27 protein-coding genes and 1 pseudogene are annotated in these 23,946 nt (G+C 64.2%); 18 read left to right on the forward strand and 10 right to left on the reverse strand.

Annotated elements, in window-relative coordinates; all coding sequences use genetic code 11:
• Position 1: 1 nt before the first annotated feature.
• Both Q2941_RS23775 and Q2941_RS23780 read right to left on the reverse strand, forming a co-directional pair.
• The gene (locus Q2941_RS23775; RefSeq protein ID WP_458193902.1) at positions 2-460 is read right to left on the reverse strand and encodes a PaaI family thioesterase; all 459 of its coding nucleotides are present in this window, start codon (positions 458-460) and stop codon (positions 2-4) included.
• Between the two features lie 10 nt (positions 461-470).
• A complete protein-coding gene (locus tag Q2941_RS23780; RefSeq protein WP_027525070.1) occupies positions 471-821 on the reverse strand; it encodes a hypothetical protein in 351 nt (116 codons plus the stop codon).
• A 105-nt stretch (positions 822-926) separates the two neighbouring features.
• Here Q2941_RS23780 and Q2941_RS23785 point away from each other — a divergent pair, with 105 nt between their 5' ends.
• Entirely contained in the window at positions 927-1,508 is a 582-nt protein-coding gene (locus Q2941_RS23785) for a TetR/AcrR family transcriptional regulator (protein WP_254109629.1), read from the forward strand.
• Between the two features lie 27 nt (positions 1,509-1,535).
• Here Q2941_RS23785 and Q2941_RS23790 read toward each other — a convergent pair whose 3' ends face one another.
• Both Q2941_RS23790 and Q2941_RS23795 read right to left on the reverse strand, forming a co-directional pair.
• Positions 1,536-2,366 carry an FTR1 family iron permease gene (locus Q2941_RS23790; RefSeq protein ID WP_027525072.1) on the reverse strand — a complete coding sequence of 277 codons (831 nt, stop codon included), beginning with the start codon at positions 2,364-2,366 and terminating at the stop codon, positions 1,536-1,538.
• A 10-nt stretch (positions 2,367-2,376) separates the two neighbouring features.
• Complete coding sequence (locus Q2941_RS23795) at positions 2,377-2,724, reverse strand: cupredoxin domain-containing protein (RefSeq protein WP_458193903.1); 348 nt, start codon at positions 2,722-2,724, stop codon at positions 2,377-2,379.
• Between the two features lie 255 nt (positions 2,725-2,979).
• On the opposite strand from Q2941_RS23795, the gene Q2941_RS23800 reads away from it, so the two are divergent.
• On the forward strand, positions 2,980-3,177 hold the full coding sequence (locus Q2941_RS23800; protein ID WP_027525074.1) for a Trm112 family protein: 198 nt from the start codon (positions 2,980-2,982) through the stop codon (positions 3,175-3,177).
• 128 nt (positions 3,178-3,305) lie between these two features.
• Here Q2941_RS23800 and Q2941_RS23805 read toward each other — a convergent pair whose 3' ends face one another.
• Positions 3,306-4,526 (reverse strand): ubiquinone biosynthesis hydroxylase, encoded by a 1,221-nt coding sequence (locus Q2941_RS23805; RefSeq protein WP_027525075.1) that lies wholly within the window; start codon positions 4,524-4,526, stop codon positions 3,306-3,308.
• 267 nt (positions 4,527-4,793) lie between these two features.
• Between Q2941_RS23805 and tesB the strand changes: the two genes are divergently transcribed.
• Positions 4,794-5,657 (forward strand): acyl-CoA thioesterase II, encoded by an 864-nt coding sequence (gene tesB / locus Q2941_RS23810; protein WP_027525076.1) that lies wholly within the window; start codon positions 4,794-4,796, stop codon positions 5,655-5,657.
• Between the two features lie 3 nt (positions 5,658-5,660).
• Here tesB and Q2941_RS23815 read toward each other — a convergent pair whose 3' ends face one another.
• Complete coding sequence (locus Q2941_RS23815) at positions 5,661-6,557, reverse strand: DUF4339 domain-containing protein (protein ID WP_027525077.1); 897 nt, start codon at positions 6,555-6,557, stop codon at positions 5,661-5,663.
• Between the two features lie 245 nt (positions 6,558-6,802).
• Between Q2941_RS23815 and Q2941_RS23820 the strand changes: the two genes are divergently transcribed.
• The 8 genes and pseudogenes from Q2941_RS23820 to Q2941_RS23855 all read left to right on the forward strand — a co-directional run bounded on the left by Q2941_RS23820 (position 6,803) and on the right by Q2941_RS23855 (position 11,544).
• Positions 6,803-7,141 (forward strand): P-II family nitrogen regulator, encoded by a 339-nt coding sequence (locus tag Q2941_RS23820; RefSeq protein WP_027525078.1) that lies wholly within the window; start codon positions 6,803-6,805, stop codon positions 7,139-7,141.
• Between the two features lie 195 nt (positions 7,142-7,336).
• Entirely contained in the window at positions 7,337-7,651 is a 315-nt protein-coding gene (locus tag Q2941_RS23825; protein ID WP_027525079.1) for an ArsR/SmtB family transcription factor, read from the forward strand.
• Positions 7,648-8,004 carry an SRPBCC family protein gene (locus tag Q2941_RS23830; RefSeq protein ID WP_458193904.1) on the forward strand — a complete coding sequence of 119 codons (357 nt, stop codon included), beginning with the start codon at positions 7,648-7,650 and terminating at the stop codon, positions 8,002-8,004. The genes Q2941_RS23825 and Q2941_RS23830 overlap by 4 nt, the downstream gene beginning before the upstream one ends.
• Positions 8,005-8,045: 41 nt before the next feature.
• Entirely contained in the window at positions 8,046-8,648 is a 603-nt protein-coding gene (locus Q2941_RS23835) for an ATP-dependent Clp protease proteolytic subunit (RefSeq protein WP_458193905.1), read from the forward strand.
• A gap of 4 nt (positions 8,649-8,652) precedes the next feature.
• Positions 8,653-8,803: pseudogene (locus tag Q2941_RS23840) on the forward strand (ammonia channel protein); the annotation flags it as partial.
• Positions 8,804-9,112: 309 nt separating this feature from the next.
• The gene (locus Q2941_RS23845; protein WP_027525082.1) at positions 9,113-9,451 is read left to right on the forward strand and encodes a P-II family nitrogen regulator; all 339 of its coding nucleotides are present in this window, start codon (positions 9,113-9,115) and stop codon (positions 9,449-9,451) included.
• A gap of 37 nt (positions 9,452-9,488) precedes the next feature.
• Positions 9,489-10,943 carry an ammonium transporter gene (locus Q2941_RS23850; RefSeq protein ID WP_027525083.1) on the forward strand — a complete coding sequence of 485 codons (1,455 nt, stop codon included), beginning with the start codon at positions 9,489-9,491 and terminating at the stop codon, positions 10,941-10,943.
• 196 nt (positions 10,944-11,139) lie between these two features.
• Complete coding sequence (locus Q2941_RS23855; RefSeq protein WP_027525084.1) at positions 11,140-11,544, forward strand: GFA family protein; 405 nt, start codon at positions 11,140-11,142, stop codon at positions 11,542-11,544.
• 71 nt (positions 11,545-11,615) lie between these two features.
• On the opposite strand, the gene Q2941_RS23860 is transcribed toward Q2941_RS23855, so the two are convergent.
• Positions 11,616-12,401, reverse strand: a complete 786-nt coding sequence (locus Q2941_RS23860) for a GGDEF domain-containing protein (RefSeq protein ID WP_458193906.1) — start codon at positions 12,399-12,401, stop codon at positions 11,616-11,618.
• A 300-nt stretch (positions 12,402-12,701) separates the two neighbouring features.
• On the opposite strand from Q2941_RS23860, the gene Q2941_RS23865 reads away from it, so the two are divergent.
• The 4 genes from Q2941_RS23865 (at position 12,702) to Q2941_RS23880 (ending at position 18,310) form a co-directional block, all read left to right on the forward strand.
• Positions 12,702-13,916 carry an aminotransferase class I/II-fold pyridoxal phosphate-dependent enzyme gene (locus tag Q2941_RS23865; protein WP_458193907.1) on the forward strand — a complete coding sequence of 405 codons (1,215 nt, stop codon included), beginning with the start codon at positions 12,702-12,704 and terminating at the stop codon, positions 13,914-13,916.
• Between the two features lie 4 nt (positions 13,917-13,920).
• Positions 13,921-16,392 (forward strand): DNA translocase FtsK, encoded by a 2,472-nt coding sequence (locus tag Q2941_RS23870; protein ID WP_458193908.1) that lies wholly within the window; start codon positions 13,921-13,923, stop codon positions 16,390-16,392.
• 170 nt (positions 16,393-16,562) lie between these two features.
• The gene (locus tag Q2941_RS23875; RefSeq protein WP_027525088.1) at positions 16,563-17,327 is read left to right on the forward strand and encodes an outer membrane lipoprotein carrier protein LolA; all 765 of its coding nucleotides are present in this window, start codon (positions 16,563-16,565) and stop codon (positions 17,325-17,327) included.
• A gap of 167 nt (positions 17,328-17,494) precedes the next feature.
• Positions 17,495-18,310, forward strand: coding sequence for an exodeoxyribonuclease III (locus tag Q2941_RS23880; protein ID WP_027525089.1), 816 nt, complete (start codon positions 17,495-17,497; stop codon positions 18,308-18,310).
• 126 nt (positions 18,311-18,436) lie between these two features.
• On the opposite strand, the gene Q2941_RS23885 is transcribed toward Q2941_RS23880, so the two are convergent.
• Together Q2941_RS23885 and Q2941_RS23890 are read right to left on the reverse strand one after the other, a co-directional pair.
• The gene (locus Q2941_RS23885) at positions 18,437-18,880 is read right to left on the reverse strand and encodes a cyclic nucleotide-binding domain-containing protein (protein ID WP_027525090.1); all 444 of its coding nucleotides are present in this window, start codon (positions 18,878-18,880) and stop codon (positions 18,437-18,439) included.
• 59 nt (positions 18,881-18,939) lie between these two features.
• On the reverse strand, positions 18,940-19,626 hold the full coding sequence (locus tag Q2941_RS23890) for a response regulator transcription factor (protein WP_027525091.1): 687 nt from the start codon (positions 19,624-19,626) through the stop codon (positions 18,940-18,942).
• Positions 19,627-19,827: 201 nt separating this feature from the next.
• Between Q2941_RS23890 and Q2941_RS23895 the strand changes: the two genes are divergently transcribed.
• On the forward strand, positions 19,828-20,388 hold the full coding sequence (locus tag Q2941_RS23895; protein WP_254109641.1) for a L,D-transpeptidase family protein: 561 nt from the start codon (positions 19,828-19,830) through the stop codon (positions 20,386-20,388).
• Positions 20,389-20,394: 6 nt separating this feature from the next.
• Positions 20,395-21,180 carry a 2-keto-4-pentenoate hydratase gene (locus tag Q2941_RS23900; protein ID WP_458193909.1) on the forward strand — a complete coding sequence of 262 codons (786 nt, stop codon included), beginning with the start codon at positions 20,395-20,397 and terminating at the stop codon, positions 21,178-21,180.
• A 159-nt stretch (positions 21,181-21,339) separates the two neighbouring features.
• On the opposite strand, the gene Q2941_RS23905 is transcribed toward Q2941_RS23900, so the two are convergent.
• Entirely contained in the window at positions 21,340-22,029 is a 690-nt protein-coding gene (locus Q2941_RS23905; RefSeq protein WP_027525094.1) for a YggS family pyridoxal phosphate-dependent enzyme, read from the reverse strand.
• Between the two features lie 107 nt (positions 22,030-22,136).
• Between Q2941_RS23905 and Q2941_RS23910 the strand changes: the two genes are divergently transcribed.
• On the forward strand, positions 22,137-23,834 hold the full coding sequence (locus Q2941_RS23910; protein ID WP_458193910.1) for a diguanylate cyclase domain-containing protein: 1,698 nt from the start codon (positions 22,137-22,139) through the stop codon (positions 23,832-23,834).
• Positions 23,835-23,946: the final 112 nt, after the last annotated feature.

Genomic DNA, 23,946 nt, shown 5'->3' on the forward strand with positions numbered 1-23,946 from the left:
GTCACTCCTCATCTCGGTCGCCGTCCTGGTCACGCAGGGGAACCAGAATGGTTTCACCGGTTGCGACCAGCGAAATGTTTCCAAGCCTGTCTTCGGTAAAGAGTTCCGCCCGGGCAAAGACCTGCCTGCACCCGGCGCGCATCAATCTGCCCTTGGCAACGAGAGCGCTGCCCACCGCCGGCCTCATGCAGTTCATCGAGAAATGCGATGCGGTCACCGAACCGGCCTTCGTGGCCGCGGCGAACCCACAAGCGGTATCGAGCAGGGCAGCGATCATGCCGGCATGGAGATGTCCGGAATATTGCGTGAAGCTGTCGTTCCACTTCATGCGAATTTCAGCTTCACCGTTTGCGGCCGCGACCACCTCGAACCCTGCGCGCAGATTGAAGTTGGCCCAGGCATTGACGGCGGCGAGATGCCAGAGATCCAGGCCGGCGTCGGAATGGTCGCGCTGCTCCATCGCGACCCCGCTAGTAACCCGCGACCGCCAGCGCGACCACCGCGCTCATCCCGATCCAGCCGGGATGCACCGTGCGCGTCGCCCACGCATTGGCGATAGCGGCAAAGCCGAACACCACCGCGAGCGTTGCGATGATCCAGTGTCGCGCCGCGTCCGATCCCATCCAGGGTGCGGCGATCAGGAGCACGCCGCCGGCAAACCACGCCACCGTACCGGCCTGCCAGACCAGACGGATGAGCGTTCGCAGTCGCGGCGGCTCGATGGTGGCGCGGGCAAAGACCTGGGTCTCGCCGAGCACGGCATGGCCAATCGTGACGAGGATCGCGATGACGCCCGCTGCTTGCAGAAGCAGATCGCGCATTGGCACCTCCATCTCCTAACATACAGTACTGTATGGTTTATAGAGAAATGCTGGCGCCTGTCAATACAGTTATGTATGGTGCGGCATCATGGGAGGCAGGAACCGATGGCCGATCAGCTCTCGGCGGGGGATTGGGTCGATCTGGGCCTGAAGACACTGGCAAAGAGCGGCTTCACGGCGCTGAAAGCCGATCCGCTGGCGAAGGCGATGGGGGTTTCCCGCGGCAGCTTCTACTGGCACTTTGCCGATCTCGCCGCATTCCATGCCGCCATCCTCTCCCGCTGGCGCGAAGTCGCCACCGAGCAGATCATCGCCGCCGTCGAGGCGGCCAAGAACGAGAACAAGCGCGAGAACACGAGCGAGAACTTGGGCGATAGCGGGGGCCAGGACCCGCTCGCGGTGCTGCTGAAGCTGACCTTCGGCAGCAAGCTCATGCTGGAAAAGGCGGTGCGGAGCTGGGCCGCCAACGATGCGCGGGCGCGCGCCGCGGTCGTCGCGGTCGATCGCCGCAGGCTCGACTATATCGAGAGCCTCTTGAAGCAGGCCGGGCTCACTGAGGAGGTCGCACGCCCGCGCGCGCAGATCCTGTTCTGGGCTTTCTTCGGCTTTGCCCTTTCGGACCAGACACTGCCGGCGGACAAGCAGCAGGCAGCGCTCGACGAGCTCCGGCGAATTGTCGCACGATGAAGCTTGCGGATCGCCTCGAACGAGTGCTCAGCCTGCGGCGACCGCGTGCCGGGGCGGCTCGGATCCGACCAGCCGCATCAAGGCGATCGTGACCAGGACGACGGCGGCGTAGATCACGAGCTGCATCCCGGTCGGCTGGTCGGTGTAGCCGATCAGCGTGTGCAGGGTGCGGCCCAGGATGCTGTCCTCGGAGAGCAGCCAGCTCGTGTCCCACACCACGGTGTCGAGCGCGGTGAGCCAGTTGGCGCGTTCGAGGAACGAGACCGCCTGCGCGGCCATGCCGGCGGCGAGCAGGGTGATCAGCACCGTCGTGGTCGTAAACAGCGCGCGTGGCGGAATCCGCAAGAGGCCGAAATAGGTGAAGAGACAAACTGCGCCGCCGAGCACGAGGCCGAGCAGGCCGCCGACCAAGAGGCTCATCGCCGATCCGCCGTCGGACGCGGCAACGCCATAGAGAAACAGCGCCACCTCGCTGCCTTCGCGCAGCACCGCAACCCCGACCACCACGGCAAGCGCCAGCAGCGATTTGGATCCTTCGGCGACGGCCTGGCCGACGGCGCGCAATTCGCCCGCCATCTCCTTGCCGTGCCGCGCCATCCAGACATTGTGCCACGTCAGCATGACGACGGCGACGCCGAGAATCGCCGCGTTGAACAGCTCCTGTCCCATGCCCTCGAAGAGCTGCGACAGGGCACCCGCGAACGCCGCGACCACGCACGCGCCCAGAACGCCCGCCAGCACCCCGCCGGCGATCCAGCGGTTGCGACGCTTAACCGAGCGCGTCACCGCGAGCACGATGCCGATGATCAGACCGGCCTCGAAGACTTCGCGGAAGACGATGATGAGCGCGGCGAGCACGAGCTGAGCCTTATTCGACGACGAGGCTGCCGCGCGCCTTCTCGTTGAACTCGTCGAAGAACTCGTAGCGGCCGGCCTTCTGCGCGCGGACGTTGACGACGGCCTCACCCTTCGACGGAATGACCTTCTCGACCTTGAGCGTCTTGCTCTCGAACTCCATCGCCTTGGCGGTGTTGTTCTTAACCTTGACGGTGATCGGCTTGCCGGCCGGTGCGCGCAGCTCGTTCGGCTGGAACGCGCCGTCATAGGTGATCTGGATTTCGGTGGCCTGCTGCGCGTTCGCGGCGGAGAGCGGCAGCATCGCGGCGGCGCAGAGCGTGGCGAGGGCGAAAGTCCTTGTCGTGAGCGAAGCAAACATGGATCGGCGTGTCTCCGGCTAAATGGTCAAAATCGATGGCAAGCGCAGGCTGCGCTCGCCCCGTCCTGCAAACCAAAAATCAGCGCTGGCGGCTAGGCTGCGCCCTCGCAAAAGGACTTACTCTAAAGCTATTCTAAGTTATGACGACACGCGGAAAGTGCTGTCACACCAGGGATCGCAGAGCGGCCGAGAGCCTTGTGCGGCGACACGCCGCAGCTTTCTGTGCTAAGGGCTGGACCACCGCCGGAGACCATCATGACCACGCCAACCGAACGCCCCGAAGCCACCGTCGATCCCAAGCTGCTGGAGATCCTGGTGTGCCCGCTGACCAAGGGGCCGCTCGAATTCGACGCCGCCAAGCAGGAGCTGATCTCGCGCTCCGCCAAGCTCGCCTATCCCATCCGCGACGGCATCCCGATCATGCTGCCGGAGGAGGCGAGGAAGATTGATTGATTGGATGCGGCGCATTGCGCGAGGGCCGCTCCAAACATTCGGTGTCATCCCGGCGGAGGCCGGGATCTACGCTCCGCTTCGCTGCGCTTGTCCCTGATGGCGAGAGGAGGGAGTTGCGCTGGCCCGCCTTACAACGCCTCACCCTTCAACAGCCTCGGCACTTCGCCGGTGAGACCGGCGGCCTGGCGGATGAAGAGATTTTTGAGCGGCGGGGCGCGGTCGACGATGCCGAGGCCGATGTCGCGCACGGTGCGCAGAAGTGTCGACCTGTTGGAGAACAGGAAGTTCAGCGAATTCGTCGCAAGCCCCATCGCCATGGTGTCGAAACGCCGCCAGCGCTGATAGCGCTCGAGCACATCGCTCTGGCCGATATCCATGCCGAGCCGCGCGGCATCGACGACCACTTCGGCGAGCGCGGCGACATCCTTCAGGCCCATGTTGAGGCCCTGGCCCGCGATGGGGTGAATGACATGCGCGGCATCGCCGACCAGCGCGAGGCGCTCGGCGATGAAGGAGCGCGCCACGAAATAGGACAGCGGAAACGCGCGCGGCTTGTCCAGCGCCTTGATCTCGCCGAGATGCAGGCCAAAGCGCTGCTCGAGCTCGCCGTGGAATTCGTCCTCACTCAATGCCGTGATGCGCGCGGCCTCAGTGCGGCCCTCGGTCCACACCAGCGAGGAGCGCTTTCCCGTGAGCGGCAGGATCGCGAAGGGACCGGCGGGCAAAAAATGCTCCTCGGCGCGCCCTTCATGATCGCGCTCATGACCGACGGTGACGACGATGCCGGATTGATCGTACTCCCAGCCATGGGTGACGATGCCGGCGCGCTCGCGCAGCTTCGACTTCGCACCGTCGGCCGCGATCAACAGGCTCGCCGCGACCACGCTGCCGTCGCCCAGCGTCACGTCGATGCCGTCGGGGCGCGCGTCATAGGAGGTGACAGCGGTCGCCCGGAGATCGATGCCTTCGGCCTCGGCGCGCTTGACCAGCACGTCAATGAGCTGGCGGTTCTCGATCATGTGAGCAAAGGGCTCGCCGGGCTCGACATCGCCGGCGAAAGTCAAAAACACCGGACGCGTGGCGTCCTCCAGCTTGGAATCGGTCACGACCATGTCGAGGATCGGCTGCGCGCCGCCCTTGACGTCGTCCCAGGTGCCGATCGCCTCGAACAGCCGCCGGCAGGCCGCGACGATGGCGGTGGCACGCGGGTCGCGGCTCGGCCGCGTGGCGAGCGCCGGATCGGCGACGATCACCGGAATGTCGGGACCGAGGCCCTGGCGCAATGCGAGCGCGAGCGCGAGGCCCGCAAATGCGCCGCCGCCGATGACAATGCTACCCTGTACTGACATACCCTAGATCCCGGCTAACTCTTGGTCTTGCTAGCAGACTTGAGCTGGGCGAAACAGTGCGGTGAAACAAGGGCCGCAAGGCCTCATGCAGTCATTCCGGGACGCGCGACCCGAACTCGGGTTTACCCGAGTTCGGCTTGTTAAGTTAACCAAGTCGGCAACAGCCGGCTTGGTTGGCGAACCCGGAATTCAGAGATTATTGGCTCGAGATTCCGGGTTCGCGCTCACGCGCGCCCCGGAATGACGAAATCCCTTGAAAGTGCCACCATGTCCAAAAGCCTGATCGACCTCATCTCCATCCTCGATATCGAGCCGCTCGAGGTGAATTTGTTCCGCGGCAACAGCCCGAAAACGAGCTGGCAGCGGGTGTTCGGCGGGCAGGTGATCGGGCAGGCGATGGTCGCGGCCTGCCGCACGGTGGAGGGCCGGCTGCCACATTCGCTGCATTGCTATTTCATCCTGCCGGGCGACCCGCAGGTGCCGATCATCTACCAGGTCGAACGGCTGCGCGACGGCAAGAGCTATTCGACGCGACGCGTCACCGCGATCCAGCATGGCAATGCGATCTTCTCGATCATGGTCTCGTTCCATGCCGAGGAGGAGGGCGCCTTCGACCACCAGGACAAGATGCCCGATGTGCCGCCGCCGGAGAAGCTGACGGCGGAGGAAGTGTCGAAGCAGCCGATGTTCCGCGAGATGCCGGACTTCATCCGCCGCTACTACGAATCCGACCGTCCGATCGAGCTGCGTCCGGTCGAGCTCGGCCGCTATTTCGGCCAGAAGATCGAGGACGGCCGCATTCACGTCTGGATCAAGACCGCAGCGAAGCTGCCGGACGATCCGGCGCTGCACATGTGCGCGCTCGCTTATGCCTCGGACTTCTCGCTGCTCGATGCGGTGATGGCGCGCTACGGCCGCACGCTGTTCGACAAGCGCATGATGCCGGCGAGCCTCGATCATGCGATGTGGTTTCACCGCCCGTTCCGCGCCGACGAATGGCTGCTCTATTCGCAGGATTCGCCGAGTGCGCAATCAGGCCGCGGCTTGACCCGCGGCCTGATCTTCAAGCCCGATGGCACGCTGGTGGCCTCCGTCGCGCAGGAAGGCTCCGTGCGCGAGCGGAAGAGCTGAGCGCTAAACCGACCCCTTCGGCACGAGCTCGGTCTGGGAGGCCAGCCAGCCCATCATCCAGCGATACATCCAGGGAATCGGGATGATGAAGCTGCAGAGGATGGCGGTCACGATCGCGCGCCAGAGAAACTCGAGGCCAGTGCCCTTGAAGACGATGTCGCGCCGTGTGCCCTCGATGTTGCGGCACATCCAGCGGATCTGGGCGACCATGACCCACGCCCAGCCGATGATGGTGATGAAGGAGATCGCCACCAGCAGGTTCCAGCCGATATAGATCCAGACCGGGCCCGTGAAGCTGAGGCCCATCGGCTGCCCGTTCGAGGCGAGGTTCGCGACCATCCATTTGAGGAGCAGCCAGGCCAGCCCGATCTCGACGATGGAGATCAGAGTGTTGAGCAACTGGATGCCGGTGAACCTGACCGCGATCACCAGAACGACGAAGCCGAAAAACCAGGGCACCAGCGTCATCGCATTGCCAGTGAAGCTGAGGTTCGGCCGTCCCGGAACCTTTACGCAGGGCACAATCCACTGCAGGTACCAGACGAACACCCAGGGCGCGGGAATGACCAGCATCGAGCCGATCACCATGACGATGGTGCGCCAGCTGAACTCGAGGATCTCGAAATCGATCGAGGGCGAGGAGCCGCCGCCGCTGTAACCGCCGCCGCCATAGCCCCCGGCGGAGGCCATCGCAGGCGGCCCGCCTGCCGGAATGATCGGCGGCGCGCCGCCGCCAGCCATCAATCCCGGAATTTCGGCAGCCCTCTGCCAACCGGCCATGCCCTCGGTCCACACCAGTGTGTCGGCGCGGACCACGCCCTGGGCAATGAGATCGCGGAATTGCCCCTCCGGATAGGGCCCCTGCTGCTTGCCCTCAGATGCGTAGAACCAACTCGCCATGACGCGCCCCCTCCCTCAAACATACTTTTGTACCGGCCGGGACGGTTCGGTTCACCGCATCCATGCCAAAAAATGCATTTTGGAGGACGTCCGGCCGCTCTGTACAGGGGCGACGGCCCTGGTTGCTTCAGCTTTTTCTCTCTTCAACCTGCAACATTTTTGTGCCATTTGCCCGGAAAGATGCCAGATTGACGCAGCGCCACCTGCGTATTGCGTGGCGAAGCTCCGGGGAAACAGGCCTGACCATGAAACTCGTCGTCGCGATCATCAAACCCTTCAAGCTCGATGAGGTCCGCCAGGCGCTGACGGCGATCGGCGTGCACGGCATGACCGTCACCGAAGTGAAGGGCTACGGCCGCCAGAAGGGTCATACCGAAATCTATCGTGGCGCCGAATATGTCGTGAACTTCTTGCCCAAGCTCCGGATCGAGATCGCGGTCCCCTCCGACATCGCCGAGAAGGCCGTCAACGTCATCACCGCGACGGCGCGCACCGGGCAGATCGGCGACGGCAAGATCTTCGTCACGCCGATCGACCACGCGCTGCGCATCCGCACCGGCGAGACCGACAGCGACGCGCTCTAATTCTTTGCTTCGAAACGCGCGGGCGACGCCGCCACAGCGTGCGTTTGATTTGCATGCTGGGGAAGGCCTCGACATTTCCCAGCAGGGCGAGGCGTTGCAGTAGGACCGTCCGCTGCCTGCGGGCACCGCAAGCACTGGAAAGCCTCGGATCGCTTCGGGCTTGCGCGACACATAAGTGTGTGCTTATGTGTTGTCATGATCGAAGCCGACATCTTCAAGGCGCTGGCCGACCCGACGCGCCGAAAGGTCTTTGAAAAGCTCGCTGGCGGAAGCCTGAATGCCAGCGCTTTGCGCGACGGATTGGAGATCAGCCAACCGGCGATGTCGCAGCATCTCGCGGTTTTGCGTGAAGCAGGTCTCGTGCGCGAACAGCGGCAGGGCCGATTTGTGAACTACGAGGTCGACCCGGACGGCATCGCCACCATCGGAACATGGCTTGCCCGCTACCGCGCCTACTGGCCGAAGCGCATGGAAGCGCTCGGCGACCTGTTGAAGGACATGGATCAATGAGCGACGCAGCCAAGCCTGATCACGCCGACACAGACCTGGTGCTTGAATATGACTTCGACGCGCCGCCCGAAAAGGTCTGGCGCGCCGTGACCATTCCGGCGCTGCGCGAACGCTGGCTGCCGGATGCCGACCTGGTTGGCGCCGAGCCCGAATCATCGGTCGCCCGCGAAGAGGTGCGTTACCGGCTCCGCGATTCCGAGGCCCCGTTTCGAGAAAGCCACGTCACCTTCAGGATCGAACCGAACGAGGCCGGCGGCACCCGCTTTCGTATCATCCAGCGGTCCTGCGACATCCGCACGAACTTGCCGAAACCGGCCAACACCAATTGCTGCCTGATGCGCGCGGCGGCCTAACAACACAACGACTTCATCACCTGCAGACATGGAGGTCGCCGATGCGCGACATGCTTCAGCTCGTCCCTATGGTCGTCGAACAGTCCGCGCGCGGCGAACGATCCTTCGACATCTACTCCCGGCTCTTGCGCGAGCGCATCATCTTCCTCAACGGCGAAGTCAACGATGCAATGTCAGGGTTAGTCTGCGCGCAGCTGCTGTTCCTGGAAGCGGAGAACCCGAACAAGCCGATCAATCTCTACATCAATTCCTACGGCGGCGTGGTCACCAGCGGGTTTGCGATGTACGACACCATGCAGTTCATCAAGGCGCCGGTTCATACGCTGTGCATGGGCACCGCGCGCTCCATGGGGTCGTTCCTGCTGATGGCCGGCGAGCCCGGTCACCGCGCCGCCCTGCCCAATGCGAGCCTCCACGTGCATCAGCCACTTGGCGGCTTTCAAGGCCAGGCGTCTGACATCCTGATCCATGCCACCGAAATGCAGGAAACCAAGCGGCGCATCATCCGGCTCTATGCACGACATTGCGTGCGCCCCGAGCAGGAGGTGGAACGGACCCTGGACCGCGACCACTTCATGACCGCGCAGCAAGCGGTCGAATGGGGACTGATCGACAGGGTTTTTGCGGAACGCGACACCGCCTGATCGAGGTCACCCGCAGCAACTCCTGATCCAGCTTTGCGGGGCTGCCGAGCTTCGTCCTGCTCTAGCGGGTCGCGCGATTCATGCCTTTGCGCGTCGCGCGTGGGCACGAATTGGAAGGCCTCGGCATTTCCCAACACGGCGAGGCGCTTCGGTGAGCGCTGTCACGTACCTAAATACCGTTTTGTTGCCCGACACGTGAGCAAGATTGTGTCGGTAGCCTGCCCTGCATTCGTTTTAAGCAGGCATGACTACGTTTTAGGCGCGACGTATTAGCGCAGTGCAGCGCGACACCCGTAAAGCGGGAAAAGTCTCGCATTCATAATCCGTTAGGCAACGCCATCGATCTGGCACGGCATTTGATTCTCAGGGCCCGGCTGTGCCCGCGGTGTGAAGCTTCTCCTCGTGGTGAACCAGTCGAGAACGCCCGGCCACGTCCGGACCGGGCCCAAGCGGGGATAGGACCCATGAAAATTGTTATGGCGATTATCAAGCCATTCAAGCTGGAAGAAGTCCGGGACGCCCTGACCGCCATCGGCGTTCACGGTCTCACGGTGACGGAAGTCAAGGGATACGGCCGGCAGAAGGGCCATACGGAAATCTATCGCGGCGCCGAATACGCCGTGAGCTTCCTGCCCAAGATCAAGATCGAGGTGGCCGTCGCCTCGGACCAGGTCGACAAGACCATCGACGCCATCACGTCGGCTGCGAAAACCGGACAGATCGGCGACGGCAAGATCTTCGTCATCAGCCTCGACCACGCGGTCCGCATCCGCACCGGCGAGGCCGACGCCGCGGCACTTTGATTTCGCGCTCAACCTTATCGAATCAGGAGAAAATGAAATGACGTTTAAGCGTCCCTATGGCGCGGGACTGGCCGCCCTCGCAGTCGGCATGTTCGCTGCGACCGCAGCCTACGCCGAGCCAACGGTCAACAAGGGGGATAACGCCTGGATGCTGACATCGACAGTGCTCGTGCTGTTGATGACGATCCCGGGTCTTGCGCTGTTCTATGGCGGTCTCGTCCGCTCCAAGAACATGCTCTCGGTTCTCGCCCAGGTGTTCTACACGGTCTGCGTCGTCACCGTGCTCTGGGCCCTCTACGGCTACAGCCTCGCCTTCACCGGCGGTTCCGACTTCATCGGCGGCTTCTCCAAGGCCTTCCTGATGGGTGTTACGACCGATTCGAAGGCGGCAACCTTCAGCGCCGACGTCAATATCTCGGAGCTGGTCTATGTCTGCTTCCAGATGACCTTCGCGGCGATCACGCCCGCCCTCATCGTCGGCGCCTTTGCCGAGCGCATGAAGTTCTCGGCGGTTGCGCTGTTCATCCCGCTCTGGGTCACGCTGATCTACTTCCCGATCGCGCACATGGTCTGGTACTGGGCCGGTCCGGACGCGATTTCTGCTGCGCTCAAAGCGGTAGAAACAGCGGCTGACGACACCGCCAAGAAGGCAGCTACCGCAGCATTCGAGACAGCCAAGACCGACTTCCTCGCCGACGCTGGCTGGATCTTCAAGAAGGGCGCGATCGACTTCGCGGGCGGCACCGTGGTGCACATCAACGCCGGCATCGCCGGTCTCGTTGGTGCGCTCCTGATCGGCAAGCGCACCGGCTACGGCAAGGAGCTGATGGCCCCGCACTCGCTGACCATGACCATGATCGGCGCCTCGCTGCTCTGGGTCGGCTGGTTCGGCTTCAACGCCGGCTCCAACCTGGAAGCCAACGGCGGCGCAGCCCTCGCCATGACCAACTCCTTCGTCGCCACCGCAGCTGCCGCGCTGTCGTGGATGTTCGCGGAGTGGATCGTGAAAGGTCATCCCTCGGTGCTCGGCGCGCTCTCCGGCGCGGTCGCAGGCCTCGTGGCGGTGACGCCGGCGGCCGGCTACTCCGGCCCGATGGGTGCGATCGTGCTCGGCCTCGTCGTCGGCATCGTTTGCCTGTTCTTCTGCACCGTGGTGAAGAACGCGCTCGGCTACGATGACTCGCTCGACGTGTTCGGCGTGCACTGCGTCGGCGGCATCGTCGGCGCCCTCGGCACCGGCATCCTGGTCAACCCGGCGCTCGGTGGCACCGGCGTGATGGACTACACCATCGGCAAGGTCGGGGAGTACGTTCTGGCCGACCAGATGATCGCCCAGGTCTGGGGCGTCAGCACCACGCTGGTGTGGTCGGGCATCGGCTCGGCGATCCTCTACAAGGTCGTCGACGTGATCGTCGGCCTGCGCGCCAATGTCGAGACCGAGCGTGAAGGCCTCGACATCACCGAGCACACCGAGCGCGCCTACAACATGTAACGCTCTCCTCCCGGGTGCGATCTCCCTCGGGGATCGCATCCAGAACTACGGTTTGGGCACATACCCGGCAATGCCCCGACCGTTGAGGGGCTCCAGCGCAAGTTGGAGCCCCTTTCTTTTTTCGGTGTCACAAAAGAAAAACTTGCCAAGCAAGCCGGCTAGCGCAGAAATAACGAACAACAAAAGGGAGGTCGTCATGCGCTTGGAAGGTGGATGCTATTGCGGCGAGGTGCGCTACGTCGCGGAGGGCGACCCGATGATGCAGGCGCAATGCCATTGCCGCGAATGCCAGTACATCTCTGGCGGCGAGCCCAACACCTTCATCGCGATGCCGGCGAACGGCTTCACCTACATCACCGGCCAGCCCAAGCAATTTACCCGCAAGGACCTCGAACGCGCGGTGACGCGGGAGTTCTGCGCCGAATGCGGCACCCACCTGGTGACGAAAGTGCCGGGGTTGCCGGCCGCGATCGTGAAGGTCGGCACGCTGGACGATCCCGCGCAGTTCAAGCCGCAGATCGCGATCTATACCTGCGACAAGCAGGAGTTCCACCAGATCCCCGCCGGCATCCCGACTTTCGAGAAGCTGCCACCACGCTAGACCGAGATGATTCTGGTTGAATCGGTGCGAGCCCAGGGCGCAGATCACCTCTCCCCACGGGAGAGGTGATCTCACGCGGCCACGAGCGCGCGCTCGTCGGCTTCGACGACGCGATCACGGCCGCGGCGCTTGGCAGCGTAGAGCGCGCGGTCGGCGATCCGGATCAGCTCGGCGAGCTCGGCATCGGCACAGGACACCGTGAAGCCGAGGCTGATGGTGACGCGCTCGAGATTCTCGCCGATCGGGATTTCGCGGCTCGCGCAGGTCGTGCGCAGCGCCTCCGCATGCCGTTCGGCCTGATCGCGGGTGACGCCGACCATGAGGCCGGCAAATTCCTCGCCGCCATAGCGCGCGACCAGCACGCCTTCGGCCCGGGCGAGCTGCCGCAGCACGTCGGCGACCTCGACCAGCACCTTGTCGCCGGCGTCATGGCCGAAGCGGTCGTTGATCGACTTGAAGTGATCGATGTCGCACAAGAACACGGTCACCGGCACGCTGCGCTTGCGCGCCGAGGTCAGCGCGAGCGCGGCCGCATCGTCGAAGCCGCGGCGGTTGAAGAGGCCGGTGAGCTGGTCGGTCTGGGAGATGCGCGCGAGCTCGCTGCGGGTCAGCGTCAGTTCCTGCATCAAGAGCCCCGAGCGATAGCTGAGCGCGGCGGACAGCGAGGCCGAGATTGCGGTCGCAATGCAGAGACTGAAGCCGATGATGTAGCCGACGCTCACCGTGGCGCTGAAATCAGTGCCGAGATGCAGCAGCAGCGTCGATGCGGTCATCACGATGGTCAGGCTAGCTGCGATCGCCGCGCGCCTCGCCGTGTGGCGAAGCACATCGCCATGTGTCGCAATCTGAATCGTCACGCGCCGCCCCCGCTTGTCGTCAGCAGCCATAACACCGGCGGCGCCAGCGAATCGCGAACACGAAAACCTTCTTGGAGGAGGGGGTTAACGATGCGCGACGGTCTTGCCTAAAATGCCGGGAAACGGAACCGTCGATGGACCGTATCTCCTTGTTAACGAGCGGCAATTATTCGGCTCTGGACGGGGGGACCGACCGATGGTTAATCGCGTCTTAACCTCGCCCTATCTATGGTGAACTGAACCGCTTCCGGCCGGTGCGACCTGCAACCGGCAGTTCCAAGAGTGCTGGCGCCCCAACGTATGGCTATGACCGCTTCATCCCGTGCGCCGCAGGGCAGTGGAAGCTCTGATACCGAACGCTCGCCCTTTGTCCGGCTGAACGAGCTGCTGGCTCCGCACCAGCCGGGCAAGCCCTTGATTTCGCTCGCGGTTGGCGAACCGCAGCATCCGGTGCCCGACTTCGTCGGGCCGGTGCTGGCAAAGCACATCGCCGATTTCGGCCGCTATCCGCTGAACAATGGCATCGAGCCGTTCCGGAAAGCCGCCACAAGCTGGCTCGGCCATCGTTTCAAGCTGCCGCGGCCGATCGATCCCGAGAGCGAGGTCCTCGTTCTCAATGGCAGCCGCGAAGGGCTGTTCTTCGCCGCGATCACGGCCGCGCGCTATGTCGGCCCGCGTCCCGGCAAGCCGGCGATCCTGATGCCGAACCCGTTCTATCCGGTCTATGGCGCCGGGGCCCGCGCAGCCGCTTGCGAGCTGGTCTACCTGCCGACGACGGTCGAGAACGGTTTCCTGCCCGACCTCGATGCGATCGACGAGACGACGCTGGCGCGCACCGTCGCCTTCTACATCGCCTCGCCCGCCAACCCGCAGGGCTCGGTCGCCTCGCGCGATTATTTCACCCGCCTGAAGAGCCTTGCCGACCGCTACGGCTTCGTCATCCTGAGCGACGAGTGCTACTCGGAGATCTATACGCGGGAAGCGCCCGGCAGCGCGCTCGAATGCGCCGGCCCCGACTTCACCCGCGTCGTCGCCTTCCAGTCACTCTCCAAGCGCTCGAACCTGCCGGGCCTGCGCGTTGGCTTCGCCGCCGGCGACAAGAAATTCTTGCGCCAGTTTCTCGAGCTGCGCAGCGTCGCCGCACCACAGGTGCCTGTGCCGCTCCAGCATGTCGCAACCGTTGCCTATGGCGACGAGGCCCATGTCGAGGAGAACCGCAGGCTGTACCGCATCAAGTTCGATCTCGCCGATCAGATCCTTGGCAACCGCTACGGCTATCGCCGGCCCGAGGGCGGCTTCTGCGTCTGGCTCGACACCTCGCCGCTCGGCAACGACGAAGCGGTGACCTTGAAACTCTGGAAGGAGGCTGGCGTGCGCGTCGTGCCGGGCAGCTACCTGGCGCGGCTCCAGCCGGACGGTTTCAATCCGGGCGCGGGCTTCATTCGCCTGGCGCTGGTGCAGAGCGGCGAGATCACCGCCGAGGCGCTGCACCGGCTGGTCGCAACGTTGGGTTAGGCGGATGAGCATGTCGGCAATCGAACGTGTCATCCCACTGGTCGCTCACCTGCCGCCGTCGATCCGTGACGCGCTGACGCGCCGCGTGCGCGAGCTGACCGGTCTTGGCCTGGTCGCGCTGTCCGGCGTCGCCGCGACCGCGCTGATGACCTGGTCGGTGCAGGATCCGAGTCTGAGCCACGCCACCTCGCGGCCGATCCGCAACATCCTCGGCTATGCCGGCGCGATCGGTGCCGATCTGGCGATGCAGATTCTCGGTCTCGGCGCGATCATGCTGATCCTCACCGTCGCGGTGTGGGGCTGGCGCATGATGACCCACCGACCGTTCGATCGCGAGGCGCTGCGGCTCGGCTGCTGGATCCTCTGCACGGTGATCGCGGCGGGTTTTGCGAGCTGCTGGCCGCATGGCGGCGCATGGCCGCTGCCGACCGGCCTCGGCGGCGTGGTCGGCGACGCGCTGGTGCGCGCACCGGCCGTGATCTTCGGACCCGCAGGCGCCATCTATCGCATGGTGTTCGGGACGATCCTGTTCGTCGCGATGGCCACGACGTTCCTGATCGCCTGCGGCCTCGGCGCGCGCGAGCGTGACGACGACGAGCTGACGCCGATCGAGGACGACGACACCCCGTTCGAGGAAGAAAGCGAGGATCGTGGCTCGGTGTCGCTTGGATGGCTGTTCCATGCGCTGATGAGCACGAAGGCGCGGATCGTCTGGCTGTGTGGTGCCGCCTATCGCTCGCTGGTCTCGAGCGGCTCAAAGCCGCGCGCTGCGGCTTTCGATCGCCAGGAGCCCAGCCTCGGCGGCCGCGCCGCGCCCTCGATCTCGCCGCATGCCGAGGACGAGGAGTACGAGGAAGAAGAGGAAGAGAGCGACGAAGAAGAAGAGGAGAAGGCGCCGGCTGCGCGCGCTCCGCGCAAGAAGGCTGCGCCGAAGGCCGCTGCCAAGAAATCCTCGGACAAGTTCGACCTTCCGTCCGTCTCCATGCTGGCCGCACCAAAGGCCGGCGATCGTCAGCCACTCAGCAAGGCCGAGCTGGAAACCAATTCGCGTTCGCTCGAAGGCGTGCTCGGGGATTTCGGCGTGCGCGGCGAGATCGTCAAAGCCAATCCGGGTCCGGTCGTCACGCTGTATGAATTGGAGCCGGCGCCCGGCATCAAGTCGTCGCGCGTGATCGGCCTTGCCGACGACATCGCACGCTCCATGAGCGCGCTGTCGGCGCGCGTCGCCGTCGTGCCCGGCCGCAACGCCATCGGCATCGAATTGCCGAACGCGCATCGCGAGAAAGTTTACCTGCGCGAACTCTTGGTGGCGAAAGAGGCGACCGAAACGGTGGCAAAACTGCCGCTCTGTCTCGGCAAGACCATCGGCGGCGACCCCGTCATCATCGATCTGGCGCGCACGCCGCACATGCTGATCGCCGGTACCACCGGCTCGGGCAAGTCGGTCGCGATCAACACCATGATCCTCAGCCTGGTCTACCGGCTGCGCCCGGACCAGTGCCGGCTGATCATGGTCGATCCGAAGATGCTCGAACTCTCCGTCTATGACGGCATCCCGCATCTGCTCACCCCGGTCGTGACCGATCCGAAGAAGGCGGTGGTCGCGCTGAAATGGGCCGTGCGCGAGATGGAAGAGCGCTACAAGAACATGGCCAAGCTCGGTGTGCGCAACATCGACGGCTACAATGCGCGCCTGCTCGAAGCCAAGGGCAAGGGCGAGGAGATGACGCGCACGGTGCACACCGGCTTCGACAAGGAGACCGGCAAGGCGATCTACGAGGAAGAGAAGCTCGCGCTCGATCCGCTGCCCTACATCGTCATCATCGTCGACGAAATGGCCGACCTGATGATGGTCGCCGGCAAGGACATCGAAGGCGCGGTGCAACGCCTCGCACAGATGGCGCGCGCCGCCGGCCTGCACGTGATCCTCGCGACGCAGCGTCCGTCGGTCGACGTCATCACCGGCACAATCAAGGCGAACTTCCCGACCCGCATCGCCTTCCAGGTCACCTCCAAGATCGACAGCCGCACGATCCTGGGCGAGATGGGCGCCGAGCAGCTGCTCGGCCAGGGCGACATGCTCTACATGGCCGGCGGCGGCCGCATCAGCCGCGTGCACGGCCCGTTCGCCTCCGACGAGGAAGTCGAGAAGGTGGTGCGTCACCTCAAGACGCAGGGACAGCCGGAATATCTCGAAGCGGTCACCGCGGAAGAACCTGCCGAGGACGAAGACGGCGCGGTTTTCGACGCCACCGGCATGGGTGCGGATGGCGGCGGCGACCTGTTCGCGCAGGCCGTTGCGATCGTCAAACGCGACCGCAAGGCCTCCACCAGCTACATCCAGCGCCGGCTCCAGATCGGCTACAACCGCGCCGCCTCGTTGATGGAGCGCATGGAACTGGAAGGTATTGTCGGACCGGCCAATCATGCCGGCAAACGCGAGATTCTGGTCGAGGAAGAGGACAGCCATATGTGAGGCAAGGCGCAAAGCGCCGAACCGGGCCTCACAATGAGTTTTTCACGCAAAAACCATATCTGCTTTTGACCGAAACCACGGTAAAAGGGCGCCCAGCCACACAGGACGACGCTTTGACTGGAAATCCCGATATTCGATCCGCTGCCTGTTTCGCCGCGCGCAGCGCGCGGCTGGCGGGTGCGCTCGTCATCGCCGCCTCGATCACTGCCGCCAGCGCGACGTCGTTCGCGCAGACCGTGCCCGTTCCGAAACCCGCGCCGAAGGGCCGCGACGGCGGACAGATGAGCGGCGGGCCCGCCACGACCGGCGCCACCCAGACACCGCCCAATCCGATCATTCCGGATCCGCGCCGCAACGTGCCGAGCAGCATCTTCCAGACTTTTGACGACAAGCAGAAGGCACAGGCCGCCAGGGTCAGCACCTATCTGTCGTCGTTGCAGACACTGGTCGGTAATTTCGTGCAGGTCGGGCCCGACGGCAGCAAGACGCAAGGCGACTTCTACATCCAGAAGCCCGGCAAGATGCGCGTCGAATACGATCCGCCCAGTCCGATCGACATCATCGCCGACGGATCCTCGCTCGTGGTCCGCGACCGCAAGCTCGCGACCCAGGACGTCTATCCACTGTCACAGACGCCGCTGCGCTTCCTGCTCTCGGACCGCATCGACCTGATGAAGGACACCAACGTCATCAACGTCAGCGCGGACGATCTCTTCATCAGCGTCACCATCGAGGAGAAGCAGGCGCTGATCGGCACCAGCCGCCTGCTGCTGATGGTCGGCGCCAAGGACGGCCAGCTGAAGCAATGGACGGTAACCGACCCGCAGGGCTACGACACCACCTTCGCGGTCTATAATCTCGACAGCACCAAGAAGCTCGATCCGAACATGTTCAAGATCGACTTCACCAATTACAACGTCCCGTCGCCGGGTTGAGCCCTTGTAGGGTGGGTTAGCCGAAGGCGTAACCCACCGCTTCTGTCGCCGCTGAAACCAAAGAGGTGGGTTACGCTTCGCTAACCCACCCTACGAAGCCACAAGCGCTTCGTCGTCCTGTGGACAAGCGTCTCCACCGCATCAATCCATGCTATGACGCATCCCCCATGCGTCTTTCCCTGACAACCTGGAACATCAATTCGGTGCGGCTGCGCATCGATCTCGTCGCCAAATTCCTCAAGAGCGCGCGGCCGGACGTGCTGTGCCTCCAGGAGACCAAGTGCATCGACGATGCCTTTCCGCTGAAGCGCTTCAAGCGGCTCGGCTATGAGCACGTCGCGCTGAACGGGCAGAAGGGCTATCACGGCGTCGCCATCGTCTCGAAAATTCCGTTCGAGGCAACCGATATCCGCACCTTCTGCGACAAGATCGATTCACGGCACATCTCGGTGTCGTTCGGCGAGAAGGCGCAGATCGCAAAGCCGCTGGTGCTGCACAATTTCTACGTTCCCGCCGGCGGCGACATTCCCGATCCCGCGCTGAACGAGAAGTTCGACCACAAGCTTCGCTTCCTCGACGAGATGAAGGCGTGCGACCCGCTGCATCCGCGCGGGGAGGATCGCCACATCCTGGTCGGCGATCTCAACGTCGCGCCGCACGAGAACGACGTCTGGTCGCACAAGCAGCTGCTGAAGGTGGTCTCGCACACGCCGATCGAAACCGAGAAGCTGCTGGCAGCGCTCTCCGCCGGCGAATGGGTCGACGTCGCGCGCGAGCGCATTCCGCTGTCGGAGAAGGTTTATACGTGGTGGAGCTACCGCGCCGCCGACTGGACCGTCGGCGACCGCGGCCGCAGGCTCGACCACATCTGGGTCTCGCGCGCGCTCAAGGACGCGGTCAGCGACTTCAGCATTCTTCGCGATGCGCGGAGCTGGGAGCGGCCGTCGGACCACGTGCCGGTGACGGTGACGCTGGAGGTCTAATCGTCGCCCTGGCGAAAGCCAGGGCCCATTACCACCAGTCTTCGTTGTTGCACCAGGACGTCGGCAACCGCACCAAGCCACAAGCATTCGGGGTAATGGGTCCTGGCTTTCGCCAGGACGACCGAGTCAGTTATTTAGCTTCGAGCCCGCCATCAAAATATCGCTCGCGATCTGGCTCGACCTTATCGCGAACTCGTCGCGCAGTCGGAGGGCGGCGGCCGGATCGCTCTCCAGCACGCGCTGGAACAGGCTGCGGGCGACGCGGATGACGGAGGAATGCTCCAGCGCGATCGCGCTCGAGGGACGCTTCATCGGCACCACCAGCGCAAGCTCGCCGATCAGGGTACCGGGGCCGGCGATCATCTCGGCACCGGCGCCGTCCTCGACGCGAAAGGCGCCGCGCTGAACCACGAAGCCGGCGTCCGCGTCTTCGCCCTGATTGAAGAGGACATCGCCGCGCACGAAATCGCGCTGCTCGGAGCCGATCGCCAACATGCGCAGCGAGGCGTCTCCCAACAGGCGCAGTGTCGGGACACGCTCGAGCAGCGCTACGTCGTCGTCGATTGACATTCAGGTCCGTGGCTCAAAGGCCCGCGATTTCAAACGATTCGCGGGACGTTCGGAGCGTATCACGGCACCAGCTTGTAGCCACCGGCTTCCGTGACCAGGATTTCCGGGTTGGCGGCATCCTTCTCGATCTTCTGGCGCAGACGGTAGATGTGGGTTTCCAGCGTGTGGGTGGTGACGCCGGAATTATAGCCCCAGACCTCCTGGAGCAGCGTCTCGCGCGAGACCGGCATCTGGCCGGCCCGGTAGAGGAAACGCAGGATCGCGGTTTCCTTCTCCGTCAGCCGCACCTTGCGGGCGTTGGCGGCGGTCAGCATCTTGGAGCCCGGGCGGAAGCTGTAGGGCCCGACCGAGAACACCGCGTCTTCGCTCGCTTCGTGCTGACGAAGCTGGGCGCGGATGCGCGCCAGCAGCACCGCGAAGCGGAAGGGCTTTGCCACATAGTCGTTGGCGCCGGATTCCAGGCCCAAAATCGTGTCGGAATCCGTGTCGTGTCCGGTCAGCATGATGATCGGCGCCTTGAAGCCGCCCTTGCGCAGGCTACGCACCACCTCGCGGCCGTCGGTGTCGGGCAGGCCGACATCCATCAGCACGAGATCGGGGGAATTGGCCTTTGCGGCGCTCGCGCCCTTCGCGCCGGTATCGACGGCGGAGGCTTCGAACTCTTCGTGCAGCGATAATTGCTCCACCAACGTATCGCGCAGATCGGAATCGTCATCCACGATCAGGATCTTGCGGGCATTGGCCATGGGGTCATCCTTTTGGACTCGAACTCCGACGCGCGCATGCCGCGTGAGAGCTGCGATTGGTAAGTTAGAGGTCGCCGTTATTATTGTTGTTCGTGTTGAAGTAGTGGGCTGTTACCGATTCTCAAGCCAGAACTACTCTAACGCAGAATAGCAGGGCTTTTCGATGAATGTCCTGTAATGAAGCCGACGCCGCGCATTCACATGAAAAATCAAGATATCTCAATAGCTTACGCCAAGAACAGACCGCTTTCCGCGATCCGGGTGAGGGCGTCGGCTGGTAATCCGCGGCGGGGCTGGCTGACCGCCGGACCCCTGACGATTCCCGTGGCGCTCGGCCGCGGCGGCATTCGCGCCAACAAGCGCGAGGGTGACGGCGGCACGCCGAAGGGCAGCTTTCGGCCGCGGCAGCTCTGGTGGCGGGGCGACCGCCACAGGCGGCCGCGGACCTTTCTGCCGGTCCGTGCCATTCAGCCTGACGACGCCTGGTGCGAAGATCCAGGCGACCGCCATTACAACCGGCCGATCCGGCGCGGGGCGGGGCAGGGCGGCGACCGGCTGACGCGCGCCGACCGGCTCTACGACTTCATCGTCGAGATCGATCACAACACGCGGCCGCGCATTCCCGGACGCGGCAGCGCGGTGTTTTTGCATCTGGCGCGCGACAATTTCGGGCCGACGGCCGGCTGCGTGTCGATGACGCAAGCGGCGATGCTGCAATTGTTGCGGCGCCTGGGACCAAAGACCAGGATCATCATCGGGTGAGGGACCATGCTCGACGAGAACCAGATCAGGGCTGCCTCGCATATGCTCGCGGGTCATTGGCGCGCCGGCACCAAGCTTGACGTGCTTGAGAGCTCCTTGCGGCCGCAGACCCGCGCGGAGGGCTACGCCATCCAGGCCGCGCTCGAATCCTCTTCAAGCGGCAAGCTGTTCGGCTGGAAGATCGCGGCGACCAGCGAAGCCGGGCAGAAGCACATCAACGTCAGGGGACCGATGGCCGGGCGCATCCTGAGCGACAGCGTCATCGCCGATGGTGGCACGGCCTCGATGAGGGGCAACGAGATGCGGGTGGGCGAGCCGGAATTCGCCTTTCGCATGGCGCGCGATCTGCCGCCGCGATCTTCAAGTTATGGCGTCGATGAGGTGCTTGCGGCGGTCGACACGCTGCATCCCGCGATCGAAATTCCGGACTCGCGCTTTTCTGATTTCGTCAGCGCCGGCGAGGCGCAGCTCATCGCCGACAATGCCTGCGCGCATCTGTTCGTGCTCGGGCCGCCGGCGACGGCAAACTGGCGCGCGATGGATCTCGTGGAGCAGCGGCCGGAGATCACGCTGCGTGGCCAGCGCTATGTCGGCCACGGCAAGAACGTGCTCGGCGATCCCCGTGTCGCGCTCGCCTGGCTTGCGAACGAGCTGCGCGCGCTCGGGATCACCCTCAGGGCAGGGGAGGTGGTGACGACGGGCACCTGCCATCCACCGCTGCCGATTCAAGCTGGCGATCACCTCGCCGCAGATTTCGCTGTGCTGGGGAAGGTGTCGGTGAGGTTCGCGTAAGCGCCACCCCATCGTCGTCCTGGCGAAAGCCAGGACCCATACCGCGTGATCTCTGCAAGGGGCAGGACGGTCGTTGCCAGAGTCTTCGCCAAACTTGCTATCGGGGTAATGGGTCCTGGCTTTCGCCAGGACGACCAAAATCAAATACGCCCACGGCTACTACCGATGACCGAAGATCGCCGACCCCACGCGGACATGCGTGGCACCTAGCATGATGGCGGTGGCGAAATCGGCGCTCATGCCCATCGACAGATTCTTCAATCCGTTGCGCGCGGCGATCTTGGCGGTGAGGGCGAAATGCGCGGCCGGCGGCTCGTTCGCCGGCGGGATGCACATCAGGCCGGATATGTTGAGCCGATAGGTGTCGCGGCAGCTTGCGATGAAGGCGTCGGCCTCGCCGGGCGCGACGCCGGCCTTCTGCGGCTCCTCGCCGGTGTTGATCTGGACGAAGAGCTGCGGGTGCCTGTTCTGGGATTCGATTTCCTTGGCTAACGCTTGGCAAATGCTCGGACGGTCGACCGAATGAATGGCGTCGAACAGCGCGACCGCCTCTTTCGCCTTGTTCGACTGCAGTGGCCCGATCAGATGCAGCGCGATATCCGAGTAACTCGAAATTAACGCCGGCCACTTCGCCTTGGCTTCCTGCACGCGATTCTCGCCGAATACGCGCTGTCCGGCCGCGATGACCGGTGTAATTGCATCCGCAGCAAACGTCTTCGACACCGCGATCAGCGTCACCGCGGCGCGCTCGCGCTGCGCGTCCTTGCAGGCGCGCGCGATCTCCTGCTCCACGGCGGCGAACGCATTTGGTGAATGCCCGGTTAGCGGCAAGGCGTTGGCTTCTGTCATGACGTCGCTCGAGACCGTGTCTAACGGAGGTAGTTCCAATTTTACCGAGTTCAAGAAAGGCTTCTTGAACCCTTGGAACTAGGTTGCGCGCGGGGTGGGTAGCACAAATGGCCAACATCAGTCTCAACCGCAAACGCGCGAAACTCAAGCAGGTTCTCGGAATCCGGGCGCGGTTCGCCTTGCTCGCGGTGATTCTGGTGGCACCCTTGATGCTGGAGCGCATCCGTTCACTCGAGGACGCGCGCGCAAAACAGATCGCGCAGGCGACGACCGAGTTCACCACCGTCGCGAGGCACAGCGCGGACGCGCAGCGCGAGGTGATATCCTCGGTCGAGACGATTCTGAAATCCGAGGCCTTCATCCGCGCTTCCGCCGGCGGCGTCAGCAAGAGCTGCGACGTGCTGCGCGCGAGCCTGCCGGCCAGCCTGCCCTGGATCCGCACGCTGCTGATCGCCGGCCAGGACGGACGCATCCAGTGCTCGACCAACAACATGTATGTCGGCCTCGACTTGAGTGACCGGCCCTATTTCCAGCAGGCGCAGGAGACCGGCCGCTTCGTGCTCTCCGATTTCCTGCTGTCAAAACCCTCGCAGACGCCGACCGTGATGGCGGTCTATCCGGTCTCCGCGCTCTCGGGCACCTCCGACGCCGTCGTGCTCGCGACCGTGAACCTCGACTGGATGTCGAAGATCATGAACAATCTGGGCGGCCGCTCCGGCATTTCGGCCGTGCTGGTCGACAGCGCCGGCACGGTGCTGGCCGCGCCCGCCGATCAGTCCAGCTCGGTCGGTCGTCCGCTCGACAATCTGCCGCTGATGTCGGCAATTGCCGACATGGCGCTGCGCTCGGACCAGGACGAGGGATCGCTGTCCTTCATGGCGGTCGATGGCTCCCGCCGCGCGGTCAGCTACATCCGCATCGCCGGCACAAATGCGCGCCTGATCGCCAGCATCGACGAGGACAAGGTTTCCGCCGCGGTCAACCGCGACATCCGCACCGCCTATCTGCAGCTCGCCTTCGTCGTCGTGTTCGTCCTGCTCGGCGCGCTGATCGCGGCCGAGAAGCTGGTGATCAAGCCGATCGAGATGCTGGCCGACATGGCCAAGCGTTTTGGCGAGGGCGACCTGTCGGCCCGCGCCGCGCGCAACCGCCTGCCCGCCGAGTTCGTGCCGCTCGCCCGCGCCTTCAACGCAATGGCAGCCCAACTCGGCCAGCGCGAGCGCGAGCTGATCGCGAGCAACGACCGACTTACTGTCATGGCCTCGATCGACATGCTGTCGGGCCTTGCCAACCGCCGCGGCTTCCAGAGCCGCCTCGATTTCGAATGGATGCGCGCGCAGCAGTACGACAACGACCTGTCGCTGCTGATGATCGACGTCGACCATTTCAAGCTCTTCAACGACACCTATGGCCATCTCGAGGGCGATTCCTGCCTGACCAGGCTCGGCGAGACGCTGTCGGGGATCGCGGCCGACACCATGGGTTTTGCCGCGCGCTATGGCGGCGAGGAATTTTGTCTCCTGCTGCCGAACACTGATCTGGCCCGCGCCATCGAGATCGGCGAGACCGTGCGTGCCGCGGTGCTGCGGCTGTGCCTGCCGCACATCACCTCGAGCCACATGATCGTCACCGTCTCGATCGGCGTCGCCGCGGCGCGGCCCAGCGAGGCCTTGCGTCCGGGCGATCTGATCGAAGCGGCCGATGCCGCGCTCTACGCCGCCAAACATCGCGGCCGCAACACCGTCGTCGAGCACGGCTTGGTGCAGGACAGCGAAGGCGCCGCGGAGATCGCGATGGCGGGCTGAAACAGCCCCTGCTCAGGCCGTTTTGAAGGCCTTAGACGTTGACCCCACAGCGGTTTTTGTGGCCTAGTCCGCCGTCTTTAGGACGGCCCGAACCCTAGAAAACCGCAACGAT

It is taken from the genome of Bradyrhizobium sp. UFLA05-153 (assembly GCF_054185185.1).

What these genes read in the sequence shown, in the direction of transcription:
- Q2941_RS23775 (WP_458193902.1), bottom strand. Translation starts at nt 460, where the DNA reads ATGGAGCAGCGCGACCATTCCGACGCCGGCCTGGATCTCTGGCATCTC.
- Q2941_RS23780 (WP_027525070.1), bottom strand. Translation starts at nt 821, where the DNA reads ATGCGCGATCTGCTTCTGCAAGCAGCGGGCGTCATCGCGATCCTCGTC.
- Q2941_RS23785 (WP_254109629.1), top strand. Translation starts at nt 927, where the DNA reads ATGGCCGATCAGCTCTCGGCGGGGGATTGGGTCGATCTGGGCCTGAAG.
- Q2941_RS23795 (WP_458193903.1), bottom strand. Translation starts at nt 2,724, where the DNA reads ATGTTTGCTTCGCTCACGACAAGGACTTTCGCCCTCGCCACGCTCTGC.
- Q2941_RS23800 (WP_027525074.1), top strand. Translation starts at nt 2,980, where the DNA reads ATGACCACGCCAACCGAACGCCCCGAAGCCACCGTCGATCCCAAGCTG.
- Q2941_RS23805 (WP_027525075.1), bottom strand. Translation starts at nt 4,526, where the DNA reads ATGTCAGTACAGGGTAGCATTGTCATCGGCGGCGGCGCATTTGCGGGC.
- tesB (WP_027525076.1), top strand. Translation starts at nt 4,794, where the DNA reads ATGTCCAAAAGCCTGATCGACCTCATCTCCATCCTCGATATCGAGCCG.
- Q2941_RS23815 (WP_027525077.1), bottom strand. Translation starts at nt 6,557, where the DNA reads ATGGCGAGTTGGTTCTACGCATCTGAGGGCAAGCAGCAGGGGCCCTAT.
- Q2941_RS23820 (WP_027525078.1), top strand. Translation starts at nt 6,803, where the DNA reads ATGAAACTCGTCGTCGCGATCATCAAACCCTTCAAGCTCGATGAGGTC.
- Q2941_RS23825 (WP_027525079.1), top strand. Translation starts at nt 7,337, where the DNA reads ATGATCGAAGCCGACATCTTCAAGGCGCTGGCCGACCCGACGCGCCGA.
- Q2941_RS23830 (WP_458193904.1), top strand. Translation starts at nt 7,648, where the DNA reads ATGAGCGACGCAGCCAAGCCTGATCACGCCGACACAGACCTGGTGCTT.
- Q2941_RS23835 (WP_458193905.1), top strand. Translation starts at nt 8,046, where the DNA reads ATGCGCGACATGCTTCAGCTCGTCCCTATGGTCGTCGAACAGTCCGCG.
- Q2941_RS23845 (WP_027525082.1), top strand. Translation starts at nt 9,113, where the DNA reads ATGAAAATTGTTATGGCGATTATCAAGCCATTCAAGCTGGAAGAAGTC.
- Q2941_RS23850 (WP_027525083.1), top strand. Translation starts at nt 9,489, where the DNA reads ATGACGTTTAAGCGTCCCTATGGCGCGGGACTGGCCGCCCTCGCAGTC.
- Q2941_RS23855 (WP_027525084.1), top strand. Translation starts at nt 11,140, where the DNA reads ATGCGCTTGGAAGGTGGATGCTATTGCGGCGAGGTGCGCTACGTCGCG.
- Q2941_RS23865 (WP_458193907.1), top strand. Translation starts at nt 12,702, where the DNA reads ATGGCTATGACCGCTTCATCCCGTGCGCCGCAGGGCAGTGGAAGCTCT.
- Q2941_RS23870 (WP_458193908.1), top strand. Translation starts at nt 13,921, where the DNA reads ATGAGCATGTCGGCAATCGAACGTGTCATCCCACTGGTCGCTCACCTG.
- Q2941_RS23880 (WP_027525089.1), top strand. Translation starts at nt 17,495, where the DNA reads ATGCGTCTTTCCCTGACAACCTGGAACATCAATTCGGTGCGGCTGCGC.
- Q2941_RS23885 (WP_027525090.1), bottom strand. Translation starts at nt 18,880, where the DNA reads ATGTCAATCGACGACGACGTAGCGCTGCTCGAGCGTGTCCCGACACTG.
- Q2941_RS23890 (WP_027525091.1), bottom strand. Translation starts at nt 19,626, where the DNA reads ATGGCCAATGCCCGCAAGATCCTGATCGTGGATGACGATTCCGATCTG.
- Q2941_RS23895 (WP_254109641.1), top strand. Translation starts at nt 19,828, where the DNA reads ATGAAAAATCAAGATATCTCAATAGCTTACGCCAAGAACAGACCGCTT.
- Q2941_RS23900 (WP_458193909.1), top strand. Translation starts at nt 20,395, where the DNA reads ATGCTCGACGAGAACCAGATCAGGGCTGCCTCGCATATGCTCGCGGGT.
- Q2941_RS23905 (WP_027525094.1), bottom strand. Translation starts at nt 22,029, where the DNA reads ATGACAGAAGCCAACGCCTTGCCGCTAACCGGGCATTCACCAAATGCG.
- Q2941_RS23910 (WP_458193910.1), top strand. Translation starts at nt 22,137, where the DNA reads ATGGCCAACATCAGTCTCAACCGCAAACGCGCGAAACTCAAGCAGGTT.